Origin of the sequence: Nonomuraea turkmeniaca (assembly GCF_005889735.1) — a bacterium.
GTDB classification, from domain to species: Bacteria; Actinomycetota; Actinomycetes; order Streptosporangiales; family Streptosporangiaceae; genus Nonomuraea; species Nonomuraea turkmeniaca.
This window is the reverse complement of sequence record NZ_VCKY01000232.1, coordinates 1-17056: the sequence shown is the minus strand read 5'-3', so window position 1 is coordinate 17056 and position 17056 is coordinate 1. Positions and strand designations below refer to the sequence as shown.

Sequence of the window (17056 nt, the reverse complement as noted above, 5' to 3'; positions counted from 1 at the left end):
GCCCTTACGGGGGCGCATGGAAGGGGCCGATCTTCGTGCTCACCCATCATCCCGAGGACGCCACGCCCGCCGACGATGTCACGTTCCTGGACTGTGGCGTGGCCGAGGCGGTGCGGATCGGGCTCGAGGCTGCCGGGGGCAAGAACCTCGAAGTGCTCTCGCCGACCATCGGGTGTCAGCTTCTCGACCTGGGGCTGATCGACGAGATCGATCTCCACATCATGCCGGTCATGCTCGGCCAGGGCATCCGGCTCTACGACAACCCCGGCAGCGAGCCGATCAACCTTCACCACATCGGCCAAAGCGACCCCACCGCGACCGTCAACGTACGATACCGGCCCACCACAACGGCGAAGACCCCCACCCGGACCGAGCCGGGCAACTGAGCGATGGCAGTTGACGTCAGGCCGTCTCGCACCGCGACGAAAACCAGCCCGCCGAGCGCCTGCTCACCGCTCCCAGCCAGGATCACGTCGAAGCTCATGATCAGCGAGATGCACCTCGGGCTGGATGAGACCGAACAACAGGGTCGGCCACATCATGGGTCGCCGGTCTTGATATCTACGGCGGTGAGCTTGAATTCCACCATGCCTGACAACACCGAACAGCAGCGCAAGGTCACAGCCGACGCAGTCGTGCCGATCGAGCTCGACCTGCTCGAGCAGCGATCGTTCAAGCAGGGCGTCACGATGCATCGTTACGCCCTCCGGGATGCAAAGGAGGCGAGCTTGTGATGAGGCAGGTCGCGGAGGGTGTGCTGGTCCACGAGAGCGAGTTCGTGCAGACCAATACCGTTGTGGTGCAGGGCCGGGCCGGTGTGTTGCTCATCGACCCCGGGATAACGGGCGACGAAATGGTCGCCATCGCGGACGACCTTCGTCAGTTGGGCCAGCCCGTTGTGGCAGGCTTCTCGACGCATCCTGATTGGGATCACGTGCTCTGGCACGCCAAGCTCGGCGACGCGCCCCGTTACGGTACAGCCCGCTGCGCGGCTTATATGCGAGATCTGCTGTCGGACGCAGGTGCGACGGCCCGCATCGCCGCCGACCTGCTCGAGACGGAGATCGCCGGGCAGGTCCCGCTGGACCTGCTCGGCCTCATTACCGGCCTGCCCGCCGGAACTGCGCAGATTCCCTGGGATGGCCCTCGAGTCCGGATCATCGAGCATCAGGCGCATGCACCGGGCCATGCGGCGCTGTTCATCGAGGAACGCGGGGTTCTCGTCGCCGGCGACATGCTCTCTGATGTCCTGGTTCCGATGCTCGACGACGGAGACCTCGCCACCGCGATCGAGGAGTACCTCACCGCGCTGCGGCTGCTGGAGGGCGTGGCGGGTGACGTCGATGTCGTCGTCCCGGGCCACGGTTCCGTCGGCGGATCCGACCAGATGCAGGCACGGATCGACCAGGATCGGGCGTACGTACTCGCGTTGCGGAACGGCCAAGTCCCAGCCGACCCACGGGTCGGCCCATCGGCCAAGCCTGGCTGGGAGTGGGTGAGCGACATACACGAAGGGCAACTCCGGCGCCTCGCCCAAAGAAGCGAGCGCGACGGGGCGCCCCGCTAGCGATCGGCGTGCGGCACAGCCAGTACGCGCGGGTCGCCGGTCGAGGGAATGGCTGCCGCCTTGGGTGTAGGCCCGCCAGGAGCGCCGCCCAACATCACCGCTCGCACCGAGGCACTGTAGTCGCCGCGTGATCACCATCGCCACCGCTTTCCGCAGCACATCGGCAAGCAGTGCGGCAGGGTGGCCGCCCGGCAAGGGTGGCCGTCATCGGTCAGTAAAGTGATCACGATGATGGACATGCGGCTGACCACCCACCGTGACGTTTCCACGGCCATGGCCCGCTACGACGACCGGCAACTGGCCGAGCTGCTGGAGCGCGAGGCCGTGCCCCTCGGCACCGGCATCGGCGGGGCGTCCGCGCGGCTCGAGGTCGGCGGCACCTCGGTCTTCGTCAAACGCGTGCCCCTCACCGAGCCCGAACTGCGCCACCCGCACTCGACGGCCAACCTGTTCGGGCTGCCGCCTTTCTGCCAGTACGGCATCGGCTCGCCCGGCTTCGGCGCCTGGCGCGAGCTGGCCGCGCACACGATGACCACCGAGTGGGTGCTGACCGGCCGGTTCCCCGGCTTCCCGCTGCTGTATCACTGGCGGGTGCTGCCCAACGCCGAGCCCGCCCCCCTGTACGGAGAGCTGGCCGACATCGATCGCGCGGTCACTTTCTGGGAGGGCGCGCCCGGCGTGCGCCGCCGCCTCGAGGCGCTGGCAGGGGCTCCGGCCAGCCTGACGCTCTTCCTGGAGTACTTTCCCTACAACCTGCACCAGTGGCTGGACGAGCGGGTGCGCGCGGGCGACGCCGACCGCGCCTGCGCCCTGGCGGACCAGGGACTGCGTGAGGCCGTGTCCTTCATGAACGCGGGCGGCCTACTGCACTTCGACGCGCATTTCGAGAATATCCTCACCGACGGGCGCCGCTTCTACGTGACCGATTTCGGGCAGGCCGTGTCGACCCGGTTCGACCTGTCAGAGGAGGAGCAGGACTTTTATCGCCGGCACCTCACCTTTGACCGCACCTACACGCTGACGTTCCTGGTGAACTGGCTGGCTGGCGCCTTCCACGGCGCTGACTGGCCGGGTCGTCGCGAACTGGTGCGGGGATGGGCGACGGGAGAGCGGCCAGCCGTCGTGCCCGGCGGGGTCGCGGCCCTGCTGTCGCGGCACAGCCCGCTGGCCACTGTGCTGAACGACTTCTACCACGATCTGCAGAGTGAGAGCAGGAAGACGCCGTACCCGCTGGAGGAGATCCGTCAGGTTGCCGGGCGGCACGCCCTGCCGCTCGAGTAACGGTCACCCGCGACCTGTGCCCGCCTGTCGTACGAACGCGCCGCGTACCTGTTCAAGAAGGCCACCAAGGACATCGACCCGACCGGGCGCCGGCTACACCCTCCACCAGTTGCGCCGCTCCCGGCTGACCCACCTGGGCGAGGACGGCTGGTCGGCTTCCATGCTCATGACCCTGTCCGGCCACCGGAATCTGCGCACTCTCGGCATCTACGTCCAGCCCAGCACCGAAGCCGTCGCCGCCGCACTCGCCGAGCACGACCCCGGTCGCCGACGACACCGACCACGACCTCATACCGCCAGCAGGATGATCCTAAGCCTCGTGACCGAAGCCCGATTCGAGTTCAGCGTGTGTCCCGCTTGCGCTGGTGGTGGACCCGCATCACCACGCCGCGCGCCCCGTTGCGCTTCGTCTACCACCCGCCCACACTTCCGGCCGGCCTGCGCGAGATCTACGTCTACGATCCCGACGACTACGCCACCGACTCAGCCCTAGCGGGAATTTGCGGCCGGATATGACCAGGACCCCAGCTCGTCGAGGGCGGCATCGGCCGCTCGTTCGCCCGGCCGGCAAGGTCTTTTGCGAATGGGTCGCCCTCCTCGACCCCGACGAGCAGCTCTGGCGCGACTCTTTCGATGAAGCCCGCGCTCACGCCTGTGTCCCCGCCGGAGGAGGAGACTAGATTTTTGAGCGCAGGTGTCGATCCGGGCGAGGTCTGTTCGTAGTCAGGTGAGCGGGCGGATCGATCCGTCCCCTGCGAGAGGAGCACCGCCATGCCGCACTACCTGTTGTCCGTGCACGGCGTCGAGGGCCAGGTCCGTGAGCCGATGACCGAGGAGGACATGCGTCGCTCGCACGAGCGGCTCGACGGCATCGAGCAGGAGATGAAAGCGTCCGGGATGTGGGTGTTCTCCGGCCGACTGCACGAGGCAGACACCGCCACCGTCGTACGCACCGCCGGCGGGCAGACGATGACCACCGACGGCCCATTCACCGAGTCCAAGGACCACCTCGGCGGCTTCTACATCATCCGGGCCGACGACCTGGACGCCGCGCTCGCTGTGGCCGCGCAGGTCACCGCGGCCATCGACACGCCGATCGAGGTACGCCCGTTCGCCGCCACGTCCGAAGAATGATCGATCAGGGCAAGGACGCGATCGGCCGGATCTTCCGCCGGGAGTACGGCCGGTCGCTTGCCGCTCTGATCGGCGTGTTCGGCGACATCGACGCCGCCGAGGATGCGGTGCAGGAGGAGTACGCGCTGGCTTTGGACAGGTGGCCGGTCGAGGGGGCTGCCGCCCAACCCGGGCGGCTGGATCACCACCACCGCCCGCAACCGCGCCCTCGATCGGCTGCGCCGCCAGACGCGCGAACGGCGGCTGCTGGGCGAGGCGGCGCTCGTGACCGGTGTCGGCGACCCGCTCCCGGAAGCAGAGGCCGTGCCCGATGACCGGCTCAGACTGATTTTCACCTGCTGCCACCCCGCCCTGGCGCCCGAGACGCAGATCGCGCTCACCCTGCGGCTGCTCGGGGGCCTGTCCACCGAGCAGGCGGCCCGCTGTTTCCTGGTGGCCGCACCGGCCATGGCGCAGCGCCTGGTCCGCGCCAAGCGCAAGATCAAGGCCGCGCGCATCCCGTACCGGATCCCCGCCGACCACGAGCTGCCCGATCGGCTGCCGCCGGTGCTGGCCGTGGTCTACCCCATCTACACCACCGGCCTGTCCGGTCAGGAGCAGCCGGTGTTGTGCCGGGAGGCGATCCGGCTGGCCCGCGTGCTGGGTGCGCTCATGCCCGATGAGAGCGAGGTGGCCGGCCTGCTGGCCCTGCTGCTCATCGAGTCCCGCCGGGCCGCCCGCACCCGGCCGGACGGCGGTCTGGTCCTGCTGGGCCAGCAGGATCGCGGCCGCTGGGACCGCCACCTGATCGAGGAGGGACACGGCATCGTGCGCCGTTGCCTGGCCCGCGACCGGCCCGGCCCTTACCAGCTGCAGGCCGCCATCAACGCGGTCCACGCCGACGCCCCGACCGCCGCCGACACCGACTGGCCGCAGATCGTCACCCTCTACTGCCACCTGTACCGCCTGGCCCCCACCCCGGTGGTTGCGCTCAACCGCGCCATCGCGATCGCCGAGGTACGCGGCCCCATCGTGGGTCTGGCACTCGTCGACCGGCTGGAAGCGGAGCTGGACCAGTACTACCCCTTCCATGCCGCCCGGGCCGAATTGCTACGCCGCCTGGACCGGCGGGGCGAGGCGGCCGCCGCCTACCGGCGAGCCGCCGCCCTGGCACCTCCTGGCCCCGAACGCGACTTCCTCCAGCGACAACCCGCGCAGGTATGAGAACGACGCCCGCCGGGACAGCGAGAAGGGGCCGGGTCGACCATTCCGCAGGCGATGTCAGGCATGGCCGCCGCTCCGCTCAGGCGCCGGCCCATCGGATTCGGACGCGGCGCGGAAGAACTGCTCGGCTGTCTCGTCTTGCGGGTAGATGAGCTCGATACGCAGATCGTCGAGGGTGACCTCGACCGCCGTGTCGAACCGGGCCGTGAGCGTGAGGGTGCGGATCACGGTGTCGCCCGCGCGGAACCAGGGGCAGACCACCAGGCTGTGCACGTGCGCATCGGGCGGAGGAGGCAGTCCGCAGACGGCGTCTTCGGCGCGGTTGACCAGCGCGCGCAGCCGTTCATCGAACGGTGCCTGACGCAACTGCCGCCGTAACCGGCTCACCGCGGCCCAGGCGACCTCCGGCCAGTTCACCACGGCCTGACGCAGGTACGGATCGGTGAGGTAGCGCTCCAGCAGGTTGTTCTCGTACTTGCTCTGTCCTCTCGTAGGGCACATCAGTCACCAAGACTGCTCGAAAAGGCGATGCGTCAGCGCATGCCCGCCGCATCGAGCAGGGTGACCACGGTGGGCGCGACAAGTCCTGTCAGGTTGTCGGCTCCGATCCCCGCACGGGCGCTGGCGCCGTCGAAGACCAGGCTGAGCTGCCGTGCCAGCAGGTCCGGATCGCTCACCCCACCCTGTTCGGCCTCGGCACGGAAAAAGGCCATCAGGTTCGCCTTGACCCGGTGCGCCACCCGGCTCGCAGGGTGACTCTGATCCTTGAGCTCGATCTGCACCGCCAGATACTGACAGCCTCGGAACTCGGGCGCACCCGCCTGCAACTCCACCTGCTCGAAGACGTGCAGGATCCGCTCGCGGGGTGAACGGCCATCACCCGCCGCAGGCAGGAGCCTCGCCACGAAGGCAGACGAGCGCTCCTCCAGGCTCGCCGCCAGCAGTTCGCCCTTGCTCTCGAACAGCTGGTACATGGAGCGCTTCGACACCCCCGCCGCCTTGCACAGCGCCTCGACGCCGATGCCGACACCGTCTCGGTAGGTGAGCGTGGCCGCCGCCTCCAGCAGCCGCTCTCGGGGGCTTAGCCTCACTTCGGTGGTCATACTGCGAGGTTAACTGGATTTCGACGAAATGAAAACCGATCGGTTTCCGGGTGTGCCTGGGCGATATCCGACGCCGCACACAGCCGAGCGGACACCCGAAGTCCGCACAGAGGATCGGCGACGACCTCGGGGAAGACCGATCTCAGCCTGCATACCGATTACCTGCGCGGGGAGCCTGCCGAGATCAAGGGCCGCGCGATGCTGGTCGAGCGGAGCGTCTCCTTCGACGCGCCCACCCAGGCGACCAGGCCGCCTGACCCACGTGTCACTGCCCCGAGGCGGGGCTCGAGGGTGTTCGGAATGCTGGACTCGCCCCTGAGAGTCTCTTTCCGAGACACGGAGGATAGGTGGTGGGGCGGGTCCACGCGCTCGTGGGATTCTCGGCCCCATGCGGATGGACGATCGGCACCAGGCGTCCGGCTCCACAGCTCGCCTGTGCCGGGCGGCATCGTCAATGTGGGCAACGCCGGCCGGCCAACTCGATCATCCTGCCGGACGTGCTGCCGGCGGCCTCCGCGAGAGCGCCGCTCACACCCAGGCTTGGCTCGGCCGCAGGGCTCACAGGAGGGGTACGTCATGACGGCGACCATGCGGGCGATCGTCCAGCATGCCTACGGTGGGCCGGAGGTGCTGCAGCTCACTGAGGTTTCCCGGCCCGAGCCGATGGTCACCGAGGTGCTGGTACGGGTGCATGCCGCCGGGGTCAACCCGATCGACGCCAAGACCCGCGCCGGCGGCGGCTTCGCCCCCCAGATGGGCCGGCCGCCGTTCATCCCCGGCTGGGACCTGTCGGGTGTGGTGGTGCAGATCGGCTACGGCGTGACCCGCTTCCAGCCGGGCGATGAGGTGTATGGCATGCCGAACTTCCCGCGCCGGGCCGGCACGTACGCCGAGTTCGTCACGGTGCGCTCGCGCCAGGTCGCCCGTAAACCCACGAGCCTGTCGCACGTGGAGGCGGCGGCGCTGCCGCTGGCGGGGCTGACCGCCTGGCAGTCCCTGGTCGACACCGCCCAGGTAGGGCCCGGGATGCGCGTGCTGATCCACGCGGCAGCGGGCGGCGTCGGCCATCTGGCGGTGCAGATCGCCAAGGCGCGCGGCGCTTACGTGATCGGCACCGCCCGCGCCGCCAAGCACGACTTCGTGCGCTCACTGGGAGCCGACGAGGTGATCGACTACACAGCCGGCGCGTTCGAGGACGCCGTCGAGCCCGTGGAGGTGGTGCTCGACCTCGTCGGTGGCGACACCCGCCGCCGCTCGCTGGAGGTGCTGGCCCAAGGCGGACTGCTCATCCCGCTGCCGCGCGGGCTGGACGTCTCGCAGGAGGCGGCCGAACGCGGCCTGCGGGTGGCGCCCCTCATCGTCGAGCCCGACTACCGCGGCCTGGAGCACCTGGCCGAGCTGGCCGACTCCGGAAGGCTGAAGGTCAGCGTGTCCCGGGAACTGCCGCTGGCACAGGCCGCCGAGGCGCACCGGTACATCGACGGCGGAGGCGCCACCGGCAAGACCGTCCTCACCGTGATCTCCCCGAGCTGACCGCGGCGCTGGAACATTGCGCCTGCCGAGATCTCGACTGAGCAGCCGTTCTTGCCGACACCCCATCAAGCAACTGGAGACGGCGCTCGACCAGTGCTGGCCGGGTGATCTGATACGGGCCTGTACGACAACCGCGGGTGGCGCCTGTTCTGTGGTCACCCTCCCGCGGAAGCCGAGCGTTCCCGAGGCACAGGCCTCCCATCGGTGGGGTTAGGCGCCTCGGACGCACTTGTAGGTGAGGATGACGAGGCCGTCACCGACGGTCTCGGCATCGACGAGGCGCATGGGCTTCTTGTGGCTGATCTCACCGAAGAAGCGCTCGCCCGCCCCGAGAACGACCGGGAAGACGACCAGCCGCAGCTCGTCTACCAGGTCGTGCTCGATGAGGGTGCGCCCGAGCTGATAGCTGCCAGGGACGACGATTTCTCCGTCCAACTCCTGCTTCAGCTTCGAGACCTCGGTCACCACATCGCCCTTCAGGACCCTGGAGTTGTTCCAGTCGGGATCGTCGAGGGTCGAGGACACGACGTACTTCGGCAGGCTGTTCAACCTGTCCGCCAGGGCGCCACTCCGGGTTCGCCACCGCGCCCCGAAGAACTCGTAGCTCCGCCGACCCAGCAGCCATGCCTCGGCGCCCAGCGCCTCGTCGAGCGCGACCTTGGCCCACTCTTCGAGGTCCTTGCCCCCGAACTCGTTGAACCAGCCGCCGAGTCCGAAGCCCTCCTTACCGTCCGGGTCCTGGACCACTCCATCGAGCGAGACGTTCTGCGGACCGCTCATCACGATCTTTCCCATTTCGGTTCTCCCCTGTCGTTGATGTTGGCAGAAGCCATTGATGTAGGCGCCGCGTCGCCGGGAGACTGGGCGCCCGACGACCGCCCAGTTCGCCCCCCGACCGGCGTCCATACAAGTGGCAGTGCGACAGGTACAGGGAAGAAGGGTGACGCGAGGGTGATGACAGCCGACCTGATCTCCAGGGCGCGGGCCGGGGACGGCGAGGCGTTCCGGGAGCTGACCGAGCCGCACCTCCGGGAGCTCCGGGTGCACTGCTACCGGATACTCGGATCCTTCCAGGATGCCGAGGACGCCCTGCAGGAGACGCTGCTGGCGGCCTGGCAAGGCCTCGGCGGGTTCGAGGGACGCGCCTCGCTGCGCACCTGGCTGTACCGGATCGCCACCAACCGCTGCCTGGACGCGCGCCGCGCGGCCAGACGGCGCCCGGCCGAGGAGTGGGATGTGCCTAGAGTTGAACCGCCCGAGCCGACCCGGCTCGGCGAGGTCGTATGGCTGCAGCCGTTTCCCGACGCCCTCCTGGAGGGGGCGATCGACGTGCCGCTCGGCCCGGAGGCCCGCTACGAGCAGACCGAATCCATCTCCCTGGCCTTCGTGACCGCCCTTCAGGTCCTGCCACCTCGCCAGCTCGCCGTCCTCCTCTTGCGCGACGTCCTCGGATTCCACGCCAACGAGGTGGCCGACATGCTGGACTCGACCGTCGAATCGGTCACCAGCGCACTCAAACGGGCGCGCGCCGGCCTGCAGCGCCGGCTGCCGCCGGCCGCCGTACGGGAACCGCCTCCCGCCGCCGGCTCACCCGCCGAGGATGCGCTCGTGGCGAAGTTCGCCAGCGCGTGGGAGTCCGCCGACCTCGACGCGCTGGTGGCCCTGCTGACCGACGACGCCTTCATCGCGATGCCGCCGATGCCCTTCGAATACCAGGGCCGGGACGTCGTGGCCCGCTTCTGCGACGGCCTGTTCGGCGCGGGCCGCAGGTTCGACCTCGTGCCGACGCGAGCCAACGGCCAGCCGGCGTTCGGCGCCTACTTGCGCGCCCCGGCCGGCATCCGCCACGGGACCGGCCTCTACGTGCTCACCCTCACCGGCGACCGGATCTGCGCCATGACCCGCTTCGACAACAGCGTCCTGCCATGGTTCGGGCTGCCGCGATCGCTCCCGAGCCGATAGCCGAGCCACTGCCTGGTAGCGGCCGGCCAGGGCGCCGTAGGTGACAGCGGCGCCGTTGGCGCCGGTGAACGTCAGGCGGTTGGAAGCACGTCTGGGCGACCGCATCATCGTCGACGGTCCCACCGAGCGGGCCGCCACGACCGCGAGGCACCTTAAACCCATCGGAAGAAGACCGTAAGGTCCTCCTGGCAGCGTTGACCACAACAGGACGGCGACTCCGAAGGGAAGACATCTCATGCGCAGGCTCAAGCTCCAGGTCCAGACCACCGTCGACGGCTATATGGCCGGCCCGGACGGCGAGATGGACTGGATGACGTTCCCATGGACGGACGACATCAACACCTACATCGACGCGATGACCGCACCGGTCGACTGCATCGTGCTGGGCCGCAAGCTCGCCGAGGGTTTCATCCCGGCCTGGGAGTCCGGGCCTCAGGGCGAGACCCAGGAGACCATCGACTGGATGAACAACACGCCCAAGGTCGTGATCTCCAACAGCCTCACCGAGTCGCCCTGGAAGAACGCCACCGTCGCGGGCGGCGACCTCGCCGAGACCGTCAACAAGCTCAAGTCCGAACCCGGCGGGGACATCATCACCTACGGGGGCGGCACGCTCGTGCGCGAGCTGATCGCCGAGGAACTGATCGACGAACTCCACCTGTTCGTCAACCCCACCGCGATCGGCGCCGGAATGCCGGTGTTCCCCGACACGCGCCGGCGGCTGCGTCTCGTCACCGCGCGGCCGTTCGACTGCGGGATCACCGCGTTGCACTACGAGCCGAAGCGCTCCTGATCGCCGCCGGACTCCGAACAGCGCCTTTCGTGGCGGCCGCGCCATGCTCGTCTCCATAACGTGATTAATTCGTGTCGCGAATCATGCGTGCTAGGCTAATCGAATGCGTGAGGGCGAGGACAATCTCGGGGTGGTGGCCGCGCTGGTGCGGTCGTCCTTTCTGGTCAATGCCGTGTACGCCGAATCCGCCCGCGAGTACGGGCTGACCCCCCAGCAGGGGCAGCTCCTGTGCGTGCTGATGGCGCAGCCGTACGGGATGACCGCCCTGGGCACGGTGCTGCGGCTGGCCAAGTCCAGTCTCACCGAGCTGGTGGACAGGACCGCCCAGCGCGGCCTGGTGCGGCGCGAGGCGGACCCGGCGGACCGGCGCGCGGTGCGGGTCGCGCTCACCAAGCGGGGCAGTGAGCTGGCAGAGGCGTTCTACACCGCCGCCTGCGACCGGATCGAGCAGCTCCCTGCCGCGCTCGGCGACGCCGAGCGCGACCGGCTCGCCGAGCTGCTCAGCCAGGTGGTGCACGACAACAACGTGCCCACGGTCTTCCTGGAGCGAGACGAGTCGGCGGCCGGCTCGAGATAGTCGGCATCGACACGTTCGCCCGACGCCAGGACCACGCTCCTGGCGTCGACCGACACCGCGCGGTCGTGAACGACCCGGCCGCGCCCCGCAACCTGTCGTACGGGAAGAACAGGTTGTCCGTCAATCGGGCTGAACTGCGCGGCGTGCCCGCCGCCGTACACCGCATAATGCCGAGCCCTCAAAGAGCCAGCTGCAGTTCGTGCCACGAATGGTGCCTTGCGGGTGACCTCCGCGATCAGGTGAGTTCGGTTTGCAGGATTTCGCCCGCGGGGCGGCGGGCGCTGATGCGGGCCGGTAGGGCGGTGAGCGCCGTCACCGCGACCGCGCACCCCAGGACCACGGCGAGCAGTTGCCACAGCGGTGGTACGGTCACCGGGTCGTCATCGAAGATCTCGGCCAGCCCGATTCCCCCGGCGATCCCCAGCAGGGCGCCGGCGAGGGCCGGGAGCACCTGCGCGGCCGCCAGCCCCGCGCTGACCTGGGCCGGAGTCGCGCCGAGCGCGCGGGCGAGCGCGGAGGAACGTGTCGCGTCGAGCGCGGTCGCCCAGCTGATGCAGATCGCGTTGACGGCCGCCTGGGCGACCAGCAAGATCACCATCAGCGACAGCGCCTGGCTCAACGCGGTGCGGGGATCGTCGCCCGGGGCCTTCTCGGCGTAGCGATGAGCCTCGGTGGACAGGGCGGCCACGATCCCGGTCACGCTGACCGCGACAGCGGCCAGGCCCAGTGCCGCCCGGCGCGGCCGCCGGGCGGCCAACCGCAACCCGAGCAGTAGCGGAACGGGCAGTCGTGCCGAGATCGCGATCAGCCAGGCCGTACGGCGCGGCGGGCGGGGCGCGTCGGCCAGCGCGCGGACCGTGCTGGTACGGGCGGCCCGGATGGCGGGCACGAAGGTCGCCACGGCCGCGATCCCGAGCGCCGCGGCGGTCACCAGCGCGATGGCGTTCAGGGTCAACGGCACCGCGTCCGCGCGGCCGAGGAGGCCGGCGCCCGGATCGGTGAGCAGCGGGGCCGCCAGCCGTCCGGCCACCAGCCCGGTCACCGTCGCCAGGAGTGCCACGGCGAGATGCTCGGCGAGGAGCACGGCCGCTACCAGGCCCGGAGTGCCGCCGACCGCCTTGAGCAGGCCGACGCGGTGCAGCTGGTCGGCCATCCGGCCGCCGACGAGCACCGCGATGCTGGCCAGCGCTAGCAGGCCGAGCAGCCAGCTGGCCAGCATCATGGTGGTCTGCTTCCACTCGGCGACTCTGGCGTGCCCGTAGAGGATGTCCTGCCACGACGCCAGGGCCGGCGTGGCGAACTCACGCGACCAGCGCGCGCTGACGAACGCCGGGGCCGCGGCCGGGTCGGCCATCTTCATGTTCATGACGTAGGCGAGGGATCGCGCCGTCGGGACAAGGCCGCGGACATCCGCCTCGGTGAGCCAGATCAGGCCGCCCGGGCCGAGAGCGACGCGCTCGCGAGCGCCGGGAGGGGGACCGGATTCCGGCCCGCCTTCTGGGCCGCTTTCCGGGCCGCTTTCCGGGCCGCCTTCCGGGCCGCCTTCCGGGCCGGGCTGGGAGGTGTTCTCGGCGGCCTCCGAGGCGGCTCCGAAGCGGCAGGGGGCGAAGCACACCTTGGGATACGGTGGCACGGAGGCGGTGACTGCGACACCGGCCACCTCGAACGACCGGCCGTCCAGGGTGATCCGATCGCCCGCGCCGACCCCGAGCGCTTGGGCGAAGGCGGCTTCGACCACCACGCCGCCGTCGCGTACCCAGCTGCCCTCGGTCAGTTTGGGCTGGTCGACAGTGGCGGCAGCGGTGTCGCGCCCCTGAGCCCACGCCGACGCGGTGATGCCGTTGACCTCCAGAGGCGCCTGCGTGTACGGAAACGGGCCGCTGTGACCAGCGACGCCCGGAGCCCTGGCCAGCGCTTTCAGCGCGGCGAGGTCGGCGGGCTGACCACCGGAGGGCGGCGCGGCGACGCTGGCGACCACGTCGGTCCCGGCCGTCGCCTCCCGCGTGCTCTGGTACGGCTGGCCGGTCACTCCCTGCAAGGCGAGCGCGAGCGTCAGGGTGGCGGTGGCGGACGTCATCGCGACCAGCAGGAGCGCGGCCTCGGCCGGGCGCCGTCGCAGATCTCGGACGGCGAGCCGGCAGATGAGCAGGATGCGGCCCATCGCCTCAGCCCTCCAGCCCGGTCAGCGCACCGAGCCGCTCGCCGAGCCGCCCGCCGCTGTCGAGGGACAGCCTGGTCTCCTCGACGAAGGCGCCGTCCCGCATCGAGATCAGCCGGTCGGCTACGGCCGCGACCCGCGCGTCATGGGTGACGACCACCAGCGTCTGCCCCGCCGTACGCAGGCTGTCGAGCAGCCGTAGCACCTCCACGGTCGCCGCGCTGTCGAGGCTGCCGGTCGGCTCGTCGGCGAGCACGATGAGCGGCTCGTTGACGAGCGCGCGGGCGATCGCGACCCGCTGGCGTTCGCCACCCGACAACGCCGACGGCAGATGCCCGGTGCGGTCGGCGAGCCCGACACGTTCCAGCAGCTCCGCGGCCCGCCGCCGGGCCGTGCGCGGCGAACGCCCGGCCAGCAGGGCGGGCAGCTCGACGTTCTCCGCGGCAGTGAGCTCGTCCATCAGGTGAAAGGCCTGGAAGACGAACCCGATCGTCTGCCGGCGCAGCCGGGCCAGCGCCTTCTCACTCAGCCCGTCGATGCGGCGCCCCGCCAGCCACACCTCTCCCGCCGAAGGACGCTGCAGGCCACCCAGCAGGTGCAGCAGCGTCGACTTCCCGCTGCCGCTGGGCCCCATCACGGCCAGCGCCTCGCCGGCCGCCGCCGCCAGCTCGACGCCGTCCACTGCGCGTACGAGCCCGGATCCCCGGCCGTAGTGCATCCGCAATCCGTGCGTGCTTAAAAGCGCCTCGTTCGCTATCTTCATCGCGCCTTCCTCGAAGTCCAATACTGCGCGCAGGTGTCGAGCCAGCGCAGGTCCGCCTCCAGCCTGAGCACCACACCCTCCAGCAACAGGCCGGCGACCGACCCGTCCGGCTCGGTCAACGCGGCCCGCTGCGCGGCGGCCAGCCCGGCCAGCAGCGCGTGCCGCTGGTCGGCCACGAGCCGCTCCGGGTCGGCCAGCCCGGCCGCCGCGGCGGCCACCAGCTTCAGGTGGAACTCCGCCGGCGCCGGCTTCGGCCAGCTGGTGTCGCCCAGCCACTCCAGGACCCGCGTACGCCCCGCCCTGGTCAGCTCGTAGACCTTGCGGTCCGGGCGATCGGGCTGGCCGACCCGCTCCGCGCTCACCAGGCCGGCCTTTTCGAGCCGGTTCAGCGTCACGTACACCTGGCCCGCGTTCAGCGCCTCAGCCAGCGGGCCGAGTGCGAGCTGAAGCCGCGCGCGCACCTGGTAGCCGTGCGAGGCCTCCTTGGCCAGCAGGGCCAGCAGCACCTCCTGGACGACCCGCAACTGGTAGCCGTCAGACGGCTCCTTGTTCGGCGCGCCGACGTTCTGTGCCATCACACGGCCTATCTAACCGTTAGATGAGTAAGCTAACGGTTAACTATGGCGTTCGATGGATCGCACCGGTGGCGGGCATCTCCCGCAGCACGCTGCCGCGCCGGTTGGGCGGCACGCGGACGGCGCTGAACGAGGCCGTGCGGCAGGCGGGCATCGACCCCCGGCGGGCGGCCCCCGCACGCGAACGGGCCGTCGCCGCGGCCGCCGAGCTCATCGCCGAACGCGGGCTCGGCTCGGCCACCCTCGACGCCGTCGCCGTCGCCGCGGCCGACTGCTCGCTGTCGAGCCTGCACACGATTTTCGACGGCCGCGAGGGGCTGCCGGCCGCCGCTTCGACCGCTACGACCCGGTGCCCGATCTGAAGCTGCTGGCCGCCGATCCCCCGACAACGTCGGCAAGTTGGACCGCGAGATCTGCAGCACGATGATCGTCGCGTTCGGGCAGCGGCCGCGCGTGTTGCCCGCTGTGTTCGCCGACACGTTCGGCCGCCCCGAAGGCCCGGCGAGCCGGATGCTCCAGGCGCCCCTGCCCCAGATGGTGGCGATCCTGCTGATGGACCAGGTGCCCGCGGGGCGGCTGCGGTCGCCGCCGTTCTCGCTCCTAAGGCCGGCGCGGCATCAAGGCGGTCATCCCGGTCAAGAAGGACCAGCAGGCCAACCGCAACAGGCTCGGCTCCAGGGGCGGACGGCCACCGGCCTTCGATCGCGACCGCTACAAGGAGCGCAACACCGTTGAACGCTGCGTCAACAAGCTCCGCCAGCATCGCGCCGTGGCCACCTGCTACGACAAGCGTGAGCGGATCTACCAGGGCACCTCGACGTCGCCTCGATCCGCATCTGGCTCCGGCACCCCGTCACGTGATAACAGGACACGCTTTATGTCGCCGGGCAGAACACCGATTTGAGAGCGTTGGTGATGCGTTGCGGCGTGGTCATGCGCTCGGCATCGTCCATGGCCACCGTCACGGACACGGCGAACTGCAGGCGGCCGTCCGAGGAGGTGTAGGTCGCAGCGGTGAAGCCGGGGGCGCTGCCCCCGCCCCCTGGGGCGAACTCGGGGTTGCCGGCGCACGGGCCGCCCGAAGGCAGCGGCGGCTGGCCAGGCGCCGGGTCGGTGATCACTTTGCGCAGTGATTCCGGCAGGAGCCTGTCTCGGCGGAAGGCGCGCTGGAAGGCGCTCATGTCGTGCGCCGTGGAGATCACTCCGCCGGCGCCCAGCAGGGTGGTGGCATTGAGCCTGTCGACATCGCGCAGCTTGCCCGTCTCGTCCGGGGCGTAGCCGTGCCCGTGCGGGCCCTTGATACCCACCGAAGCCTTCATGGGCAGGTAGGTGTCACGCATTCCGAGCGGAGCGAAGAGCCTGCGGTTGAATTCGGCCGCCAGTGACCTCCCTGCCAGTTCCTCGATGATCATGCCGAGCAGGATGTAGTTGGTGTTGGCGTAGTTGAAGGTCCCGATCTCCACGGGCCGAGGCTTCTTGCGCGAGGCCGCCAGCAGGTCTGCCGGGCGGTAGTTGACCGTGGGGTCCAGGGGATCCACGTCCGCGCCGATAAAGTCAGGGATGCCCGAGGTCAGCTGGATCAGGTTGCGTACCGTGATCTCGTCGGCCCGCTCCACCAGGTCCTTCTCCGCCACCTCCGGCAGGACCGCGCTGAGTTTGTCATCCAGGCTTAACTTGCCCTCCTTGACCAGTTGCAGGGCCACGGTGGCGGTCATGCCCTTGGTCTGCGAGCCGATCCGGTAGCGGGCGGTAGAAGGGATCGGGCCGCCCTTGCCGTCGATCAAGCGGGACCCGGCCGATCCTTTCCCGACCCGCTTGCCGTCCACATACACCTCGCCGATGGCGCCCACCACATGGCCCGTCTGCACCAAGGCTTCCATGGCCTTCTGCACATCCCCGACCTTGACAGGGCCGGGAGATGCCGAGGCGGTGGCGGGCGCGGCCACGCTCAGAGCCAACGCCGCGCACGCTACCGAGGCGACGCGAGCCACTGCCGCTCGACGCGAAATCATGAAGTCTCCCTCTGTGGATCCGAAGAGTCAGATGTCGAGCCACAGTTCTAGGTGGCTGGTGTTTTTTGATCTATCTCGCTTAGGTCTGTCCTCTTGTGCCAGGGTGATCGGTGTTGGTCACCGGGCGTGGGGAGAGATCGAGCGATGGCAGTGGGCCAGACTCCGTTGCAGCCGGGGTTGCTGTCCTCCACGGTGAGTTTCGTCGAGGGTCGGCTGGCGCCGAACTCGATCTACGCGGTGCTGCACCGTGAGTGCCGGAACCTGTTCCCGGATGAGTCCTTGATGCCCTTGGAGGACGCTGCTTCGGCGTGAAAAGGGGGGCTGCTCCGCCGTACTCCGGATTGTTACGAGCGGAGGGTGCTGTGATCGGTGAGGCTGAGGGTGGGCGTGGCCGC

At 69.7% G+C, this 17056-nt stretch carries 20 protein-coding genes and 2 pseudogenes; 15 read left to right on the top strand and 7 right to left on the bottom strand.

Annotated features, from left to right (window positions below; genetic code table 11):
* From ETD86_RS43505 to ETD86_RS43475, 8 genes and pseudogenes are all read left to right on the top strand, one after another.
* Nucleotides 1-386 (top strand): dihydrofolate reductase family protein (locus ETD86_RS43505; protein WP_211370680.1); only part of this gene is annotated, 386 nt, incomplete at its 5' end.
* A gap of 96 nt (nt 387-482) precedes the next feature.
* Nucleotides 483-734: a hypothetical protein gene (locus ETD86_RS57520; protein ID WP_211370679.1), complete on the top strand. Its 252-nt coding sequence runs from the start codon at nt 483-485 to the stop codon at nt 732-734.
* Nucleotides 734-1567: an MBL fold metallo-hydrolase gene (locus tag ETD86_RS43495; protein WP_246149179.1), complete on the top strand. Its 834-nt coding sequence runs from the start codon at nt 734-736 to the stop codon at nt 1565-1567. The genes ETD86_RS57520 and ETD86_RS43495 overlap by 1 nt, the downstream gene beginning before the upstream one ends.
* 237 nt (nt 1568-1804) lie before the next feature.
* Entirely contained in the window at nt 1805-2848 is a 1044-nt protein-coding gene (locus ETD86_RS43490; RefSeq protein WP_246149177.1) for a protein kinase family protein, read from the top strand.
* A pseudogene (locus tag ETD86_RS60380) lies at nt 2772-3062 on the top strand (hypothetical protein); the annotation flags it as partial. The gene ETD86_RS43490 and the pseudogene ETD86_RS60380, both read left to right, overlap by 77 nt.
* A 134-nt stretch (nt 3063-3196) precedes the next feature.
* A complete protein-coding gene (locus tag ETD86_RS55980; RefSeq protein ID WP_170223575.1) occupies nt 3197-3364 on the top strand; it encodes a hypothetical protein in 168 nt (55 codons plus the stop codon).
* A gap of 255 nt (nt 3365-3619) precedes the next feature.
* A complete protein-coding gene (locus ETD86_RS43480) occupies nt 3620-3982 on the top strand; it encodes a YciI family protein (protein WP_138672486.1) in 363 nt (120 codons plus the stop codon).
* Nucleotides 3983-4084: 102 nt separating this feature from the next.
* Nucleotides 4085-5185: an RNA polymerase sigma factor gene (locus ETD86_RS43475; protein ID WP_246149174.1), complete on the top strand. Its 1101-nt coding sequence runs from the start codon at nt 4085-4087 to the stop codon at nt 5183-5185.
* Between the two features lie 57 nt (nt 5186-5242).
* On the opposite strand, the gene ETD86_RS43470 is transcribed toward ETD86_RS43475, so the two are convergent.
* Together ETD86_RS43470 and ETD86_RS43465 are read right to left on the bottom strand one after the other, a co-directional pair.
* Nucleotides 5243-5686, bottom strand: a complete 444-nt coding sequence (locus ETD86_RS43470) for an MmyB family transcriptional regulator (RefSeq protein WP_138672485.1) — start codon at nt 5684-5686, stop codon at nt 5243-5245.
* 32 nt (nt 5687-5718) lie between these two features.
* Entirely contained in the window at nt 5719-6288 is a 570-nt protein-coding gene (locus tag ETD86_RS43465; protein WP_138672484.1) for a TetR/AcrR family transcriptional regulator, read from the bottom strand.
* Between the two features lie 576 nt (nt 6289-6864).
* Between ETD86_RS43465 and ETD86_RS43460 the strand changes: the two genes are divergently transcribed.
* A complete protein-coding gene (locus ETD86_RS43460; RefSeq protein WP_246149171.1) occupies nt 6865-7821 on the top strand; it encodes an NADP-dependent oxidoreductase in 957 nt (318 codons plus the stop codon).
* Nucleotides 7822-8031: 210 nt separating this feature from the next.
* Here the strand turns inward: ETD86_RS43460 and ETD86_RS43455 are convergent, their stop codons facing one another.
* Complete coding sequence (locus tag ETD86_RS43455; protein WP_138672483.1) at nt 8032-8616, bottom strand: dihydrofolate reductase family protein; 585 nt, start codon at nt 8614-8616, stop codon at nt 8032-8034.
* Between the two features lie 159 nt (nt 8617-8775).
* On the opposite strand from ETD86_RS43455, the gene ETD86_RS43450 reads away from it, so the two are divergent.
* The 3 genes from ETD86_RS43450 (at nt 8776) to ETD86_RS43440 (ending at nt 11153) form a co-directional block, all read left to right on the top strand.
* A complete protein-coding gene (locus ETD86_RS43450) occupies nt 8776-9783 on the top strand; it encodes a sigma-70 family RNA polymerase sigma factor (protein ID WP_138672482.1) in 1008 nt (335 codons plus the stop codon).
* Between the two features lie 235 nt (nt 9784-10018).
* On the top strand, nt 10019-10576 hold the full coding sequence (locus ETD86_RS43445) for a dihydrofolate reductase family protein (RefSeq protein ID WP_138672481.1): 558 nt from the start codon (nt 10019-10021) through the stop codon (nt 10574-10576).
* Between the two features lie 103 nt (nt 10577-10679).
* Complete coding sequence (locus ETD86_RS43440) at nt 10680-11153, top strand: MarR family winged helix-turn-helix transcriptional regulator (protein WP_138672480.1); 474 nt, start codon at nt 10680-10682, stop codon at nt 11151-11153.
* Between the two features lie 235 nt (nt 11154-11388).
* Here the strand turns inward: ETD86_RS43440 and ETD86_RS43435 are convergent, their stop codons facing one another.
* From ETD86_RS43435 to ETD86_RS43425, 3 genes are read right to left on the bottom strand one after another with little or no spacing between them, the layout of a single operon-like run.
* On the bottom strand, nt 11389-13314 hold the full coding sequence (locus tag ETD86_RS43435) for an FtsX-like permease family protein (protein ID WP_138672479.1): 1926 nt from the start codon (nt 13312-13314) through the stop codon (nt 11389-11391).
* Nucleotides 13315-13318: 4 nt separating this feature from the next.
* Complete coding sequence (locus ETD86_RS43430; RefSeq protein WP_138672478.1) at nt 13319-14074, bottom strand: ABC transporter ATP-binding protein; 756 nt, start codon at nt 14072-14074, stop codon at nt 13319-13321.
* Nucleotides 14071-14649, bottom strand: a complete 579-nt coding sequence (locus tag ETD86_RS43425) for a PadR family transcriptional regulator (protein WP_138672477.1) — start codon at nt 14647-14649, stop codon at nt 14071-14073. The genes ETD86_RS43430 and ETD86_RS43425 overlap by 4 nt, the downstream gene beginning before the upstream one ends.
* A 68-nt stretch (nt 14650-14717) precedes the next feature.
* On the opposite strand from ETD86_RS43425, the gene ETD86_RS43420 reads away from it, so the two are divergent.
* Together ETD86_RS43420 and ETD86_RS60375 are read left to right on the top strand one after the other, a co-directional pair.
* Nucleotides 14718-15011 (top strand): TetR family transcriptional regulator, encoded by a 294-nt coding sequence (locus tag ETD86_RS43420; RefSeq protein WP_170223574.1) that lies wholly within the window; start codon nt 14718-14720, stop codon nt 15009-15011.
* 245 nt (nt 15012-15256) lie between these two features.
* Nucleotides 15257-15454 (top strand): annotated as a pseudogene (locus tag ETD86_RS60375) (IS5/IS1182 family transposase); the annotation flags it as partial.
* 70 nt (nt 15455-15524) lie between these two features.
* Here the strand turns inward: ETD86_RS60375 and ETD86_RS43410 are convergent.
* A complete protein-coding gene (locus tag ETD86_RS43410) occupies nt 15525-16595 on the bottom strand; it encodes a serine hydrolase domain-containing protein (protein ID WP_211370678.1) in 1071 nt (356 codons plus the stop codon).
* A gap of 210 nt (nt 16596-16805) precedes the next feature.
* On the opposite strand from ETD86_RS43410, the gene ETD86_RS55975 reads away from it, so the two are divergent.
* A complete protein-coding gene (locus ETD86_RS55975) occupies nt 16806-16973 on the top strand; it encodes a hypothetical protein (RefSeq protein ID WP_170223572.1) in 168 nt (55 codons plus the stop codon).
* The last annotated feature ends 83 nt before the right edge of the window (nt 16974-17056 follow it).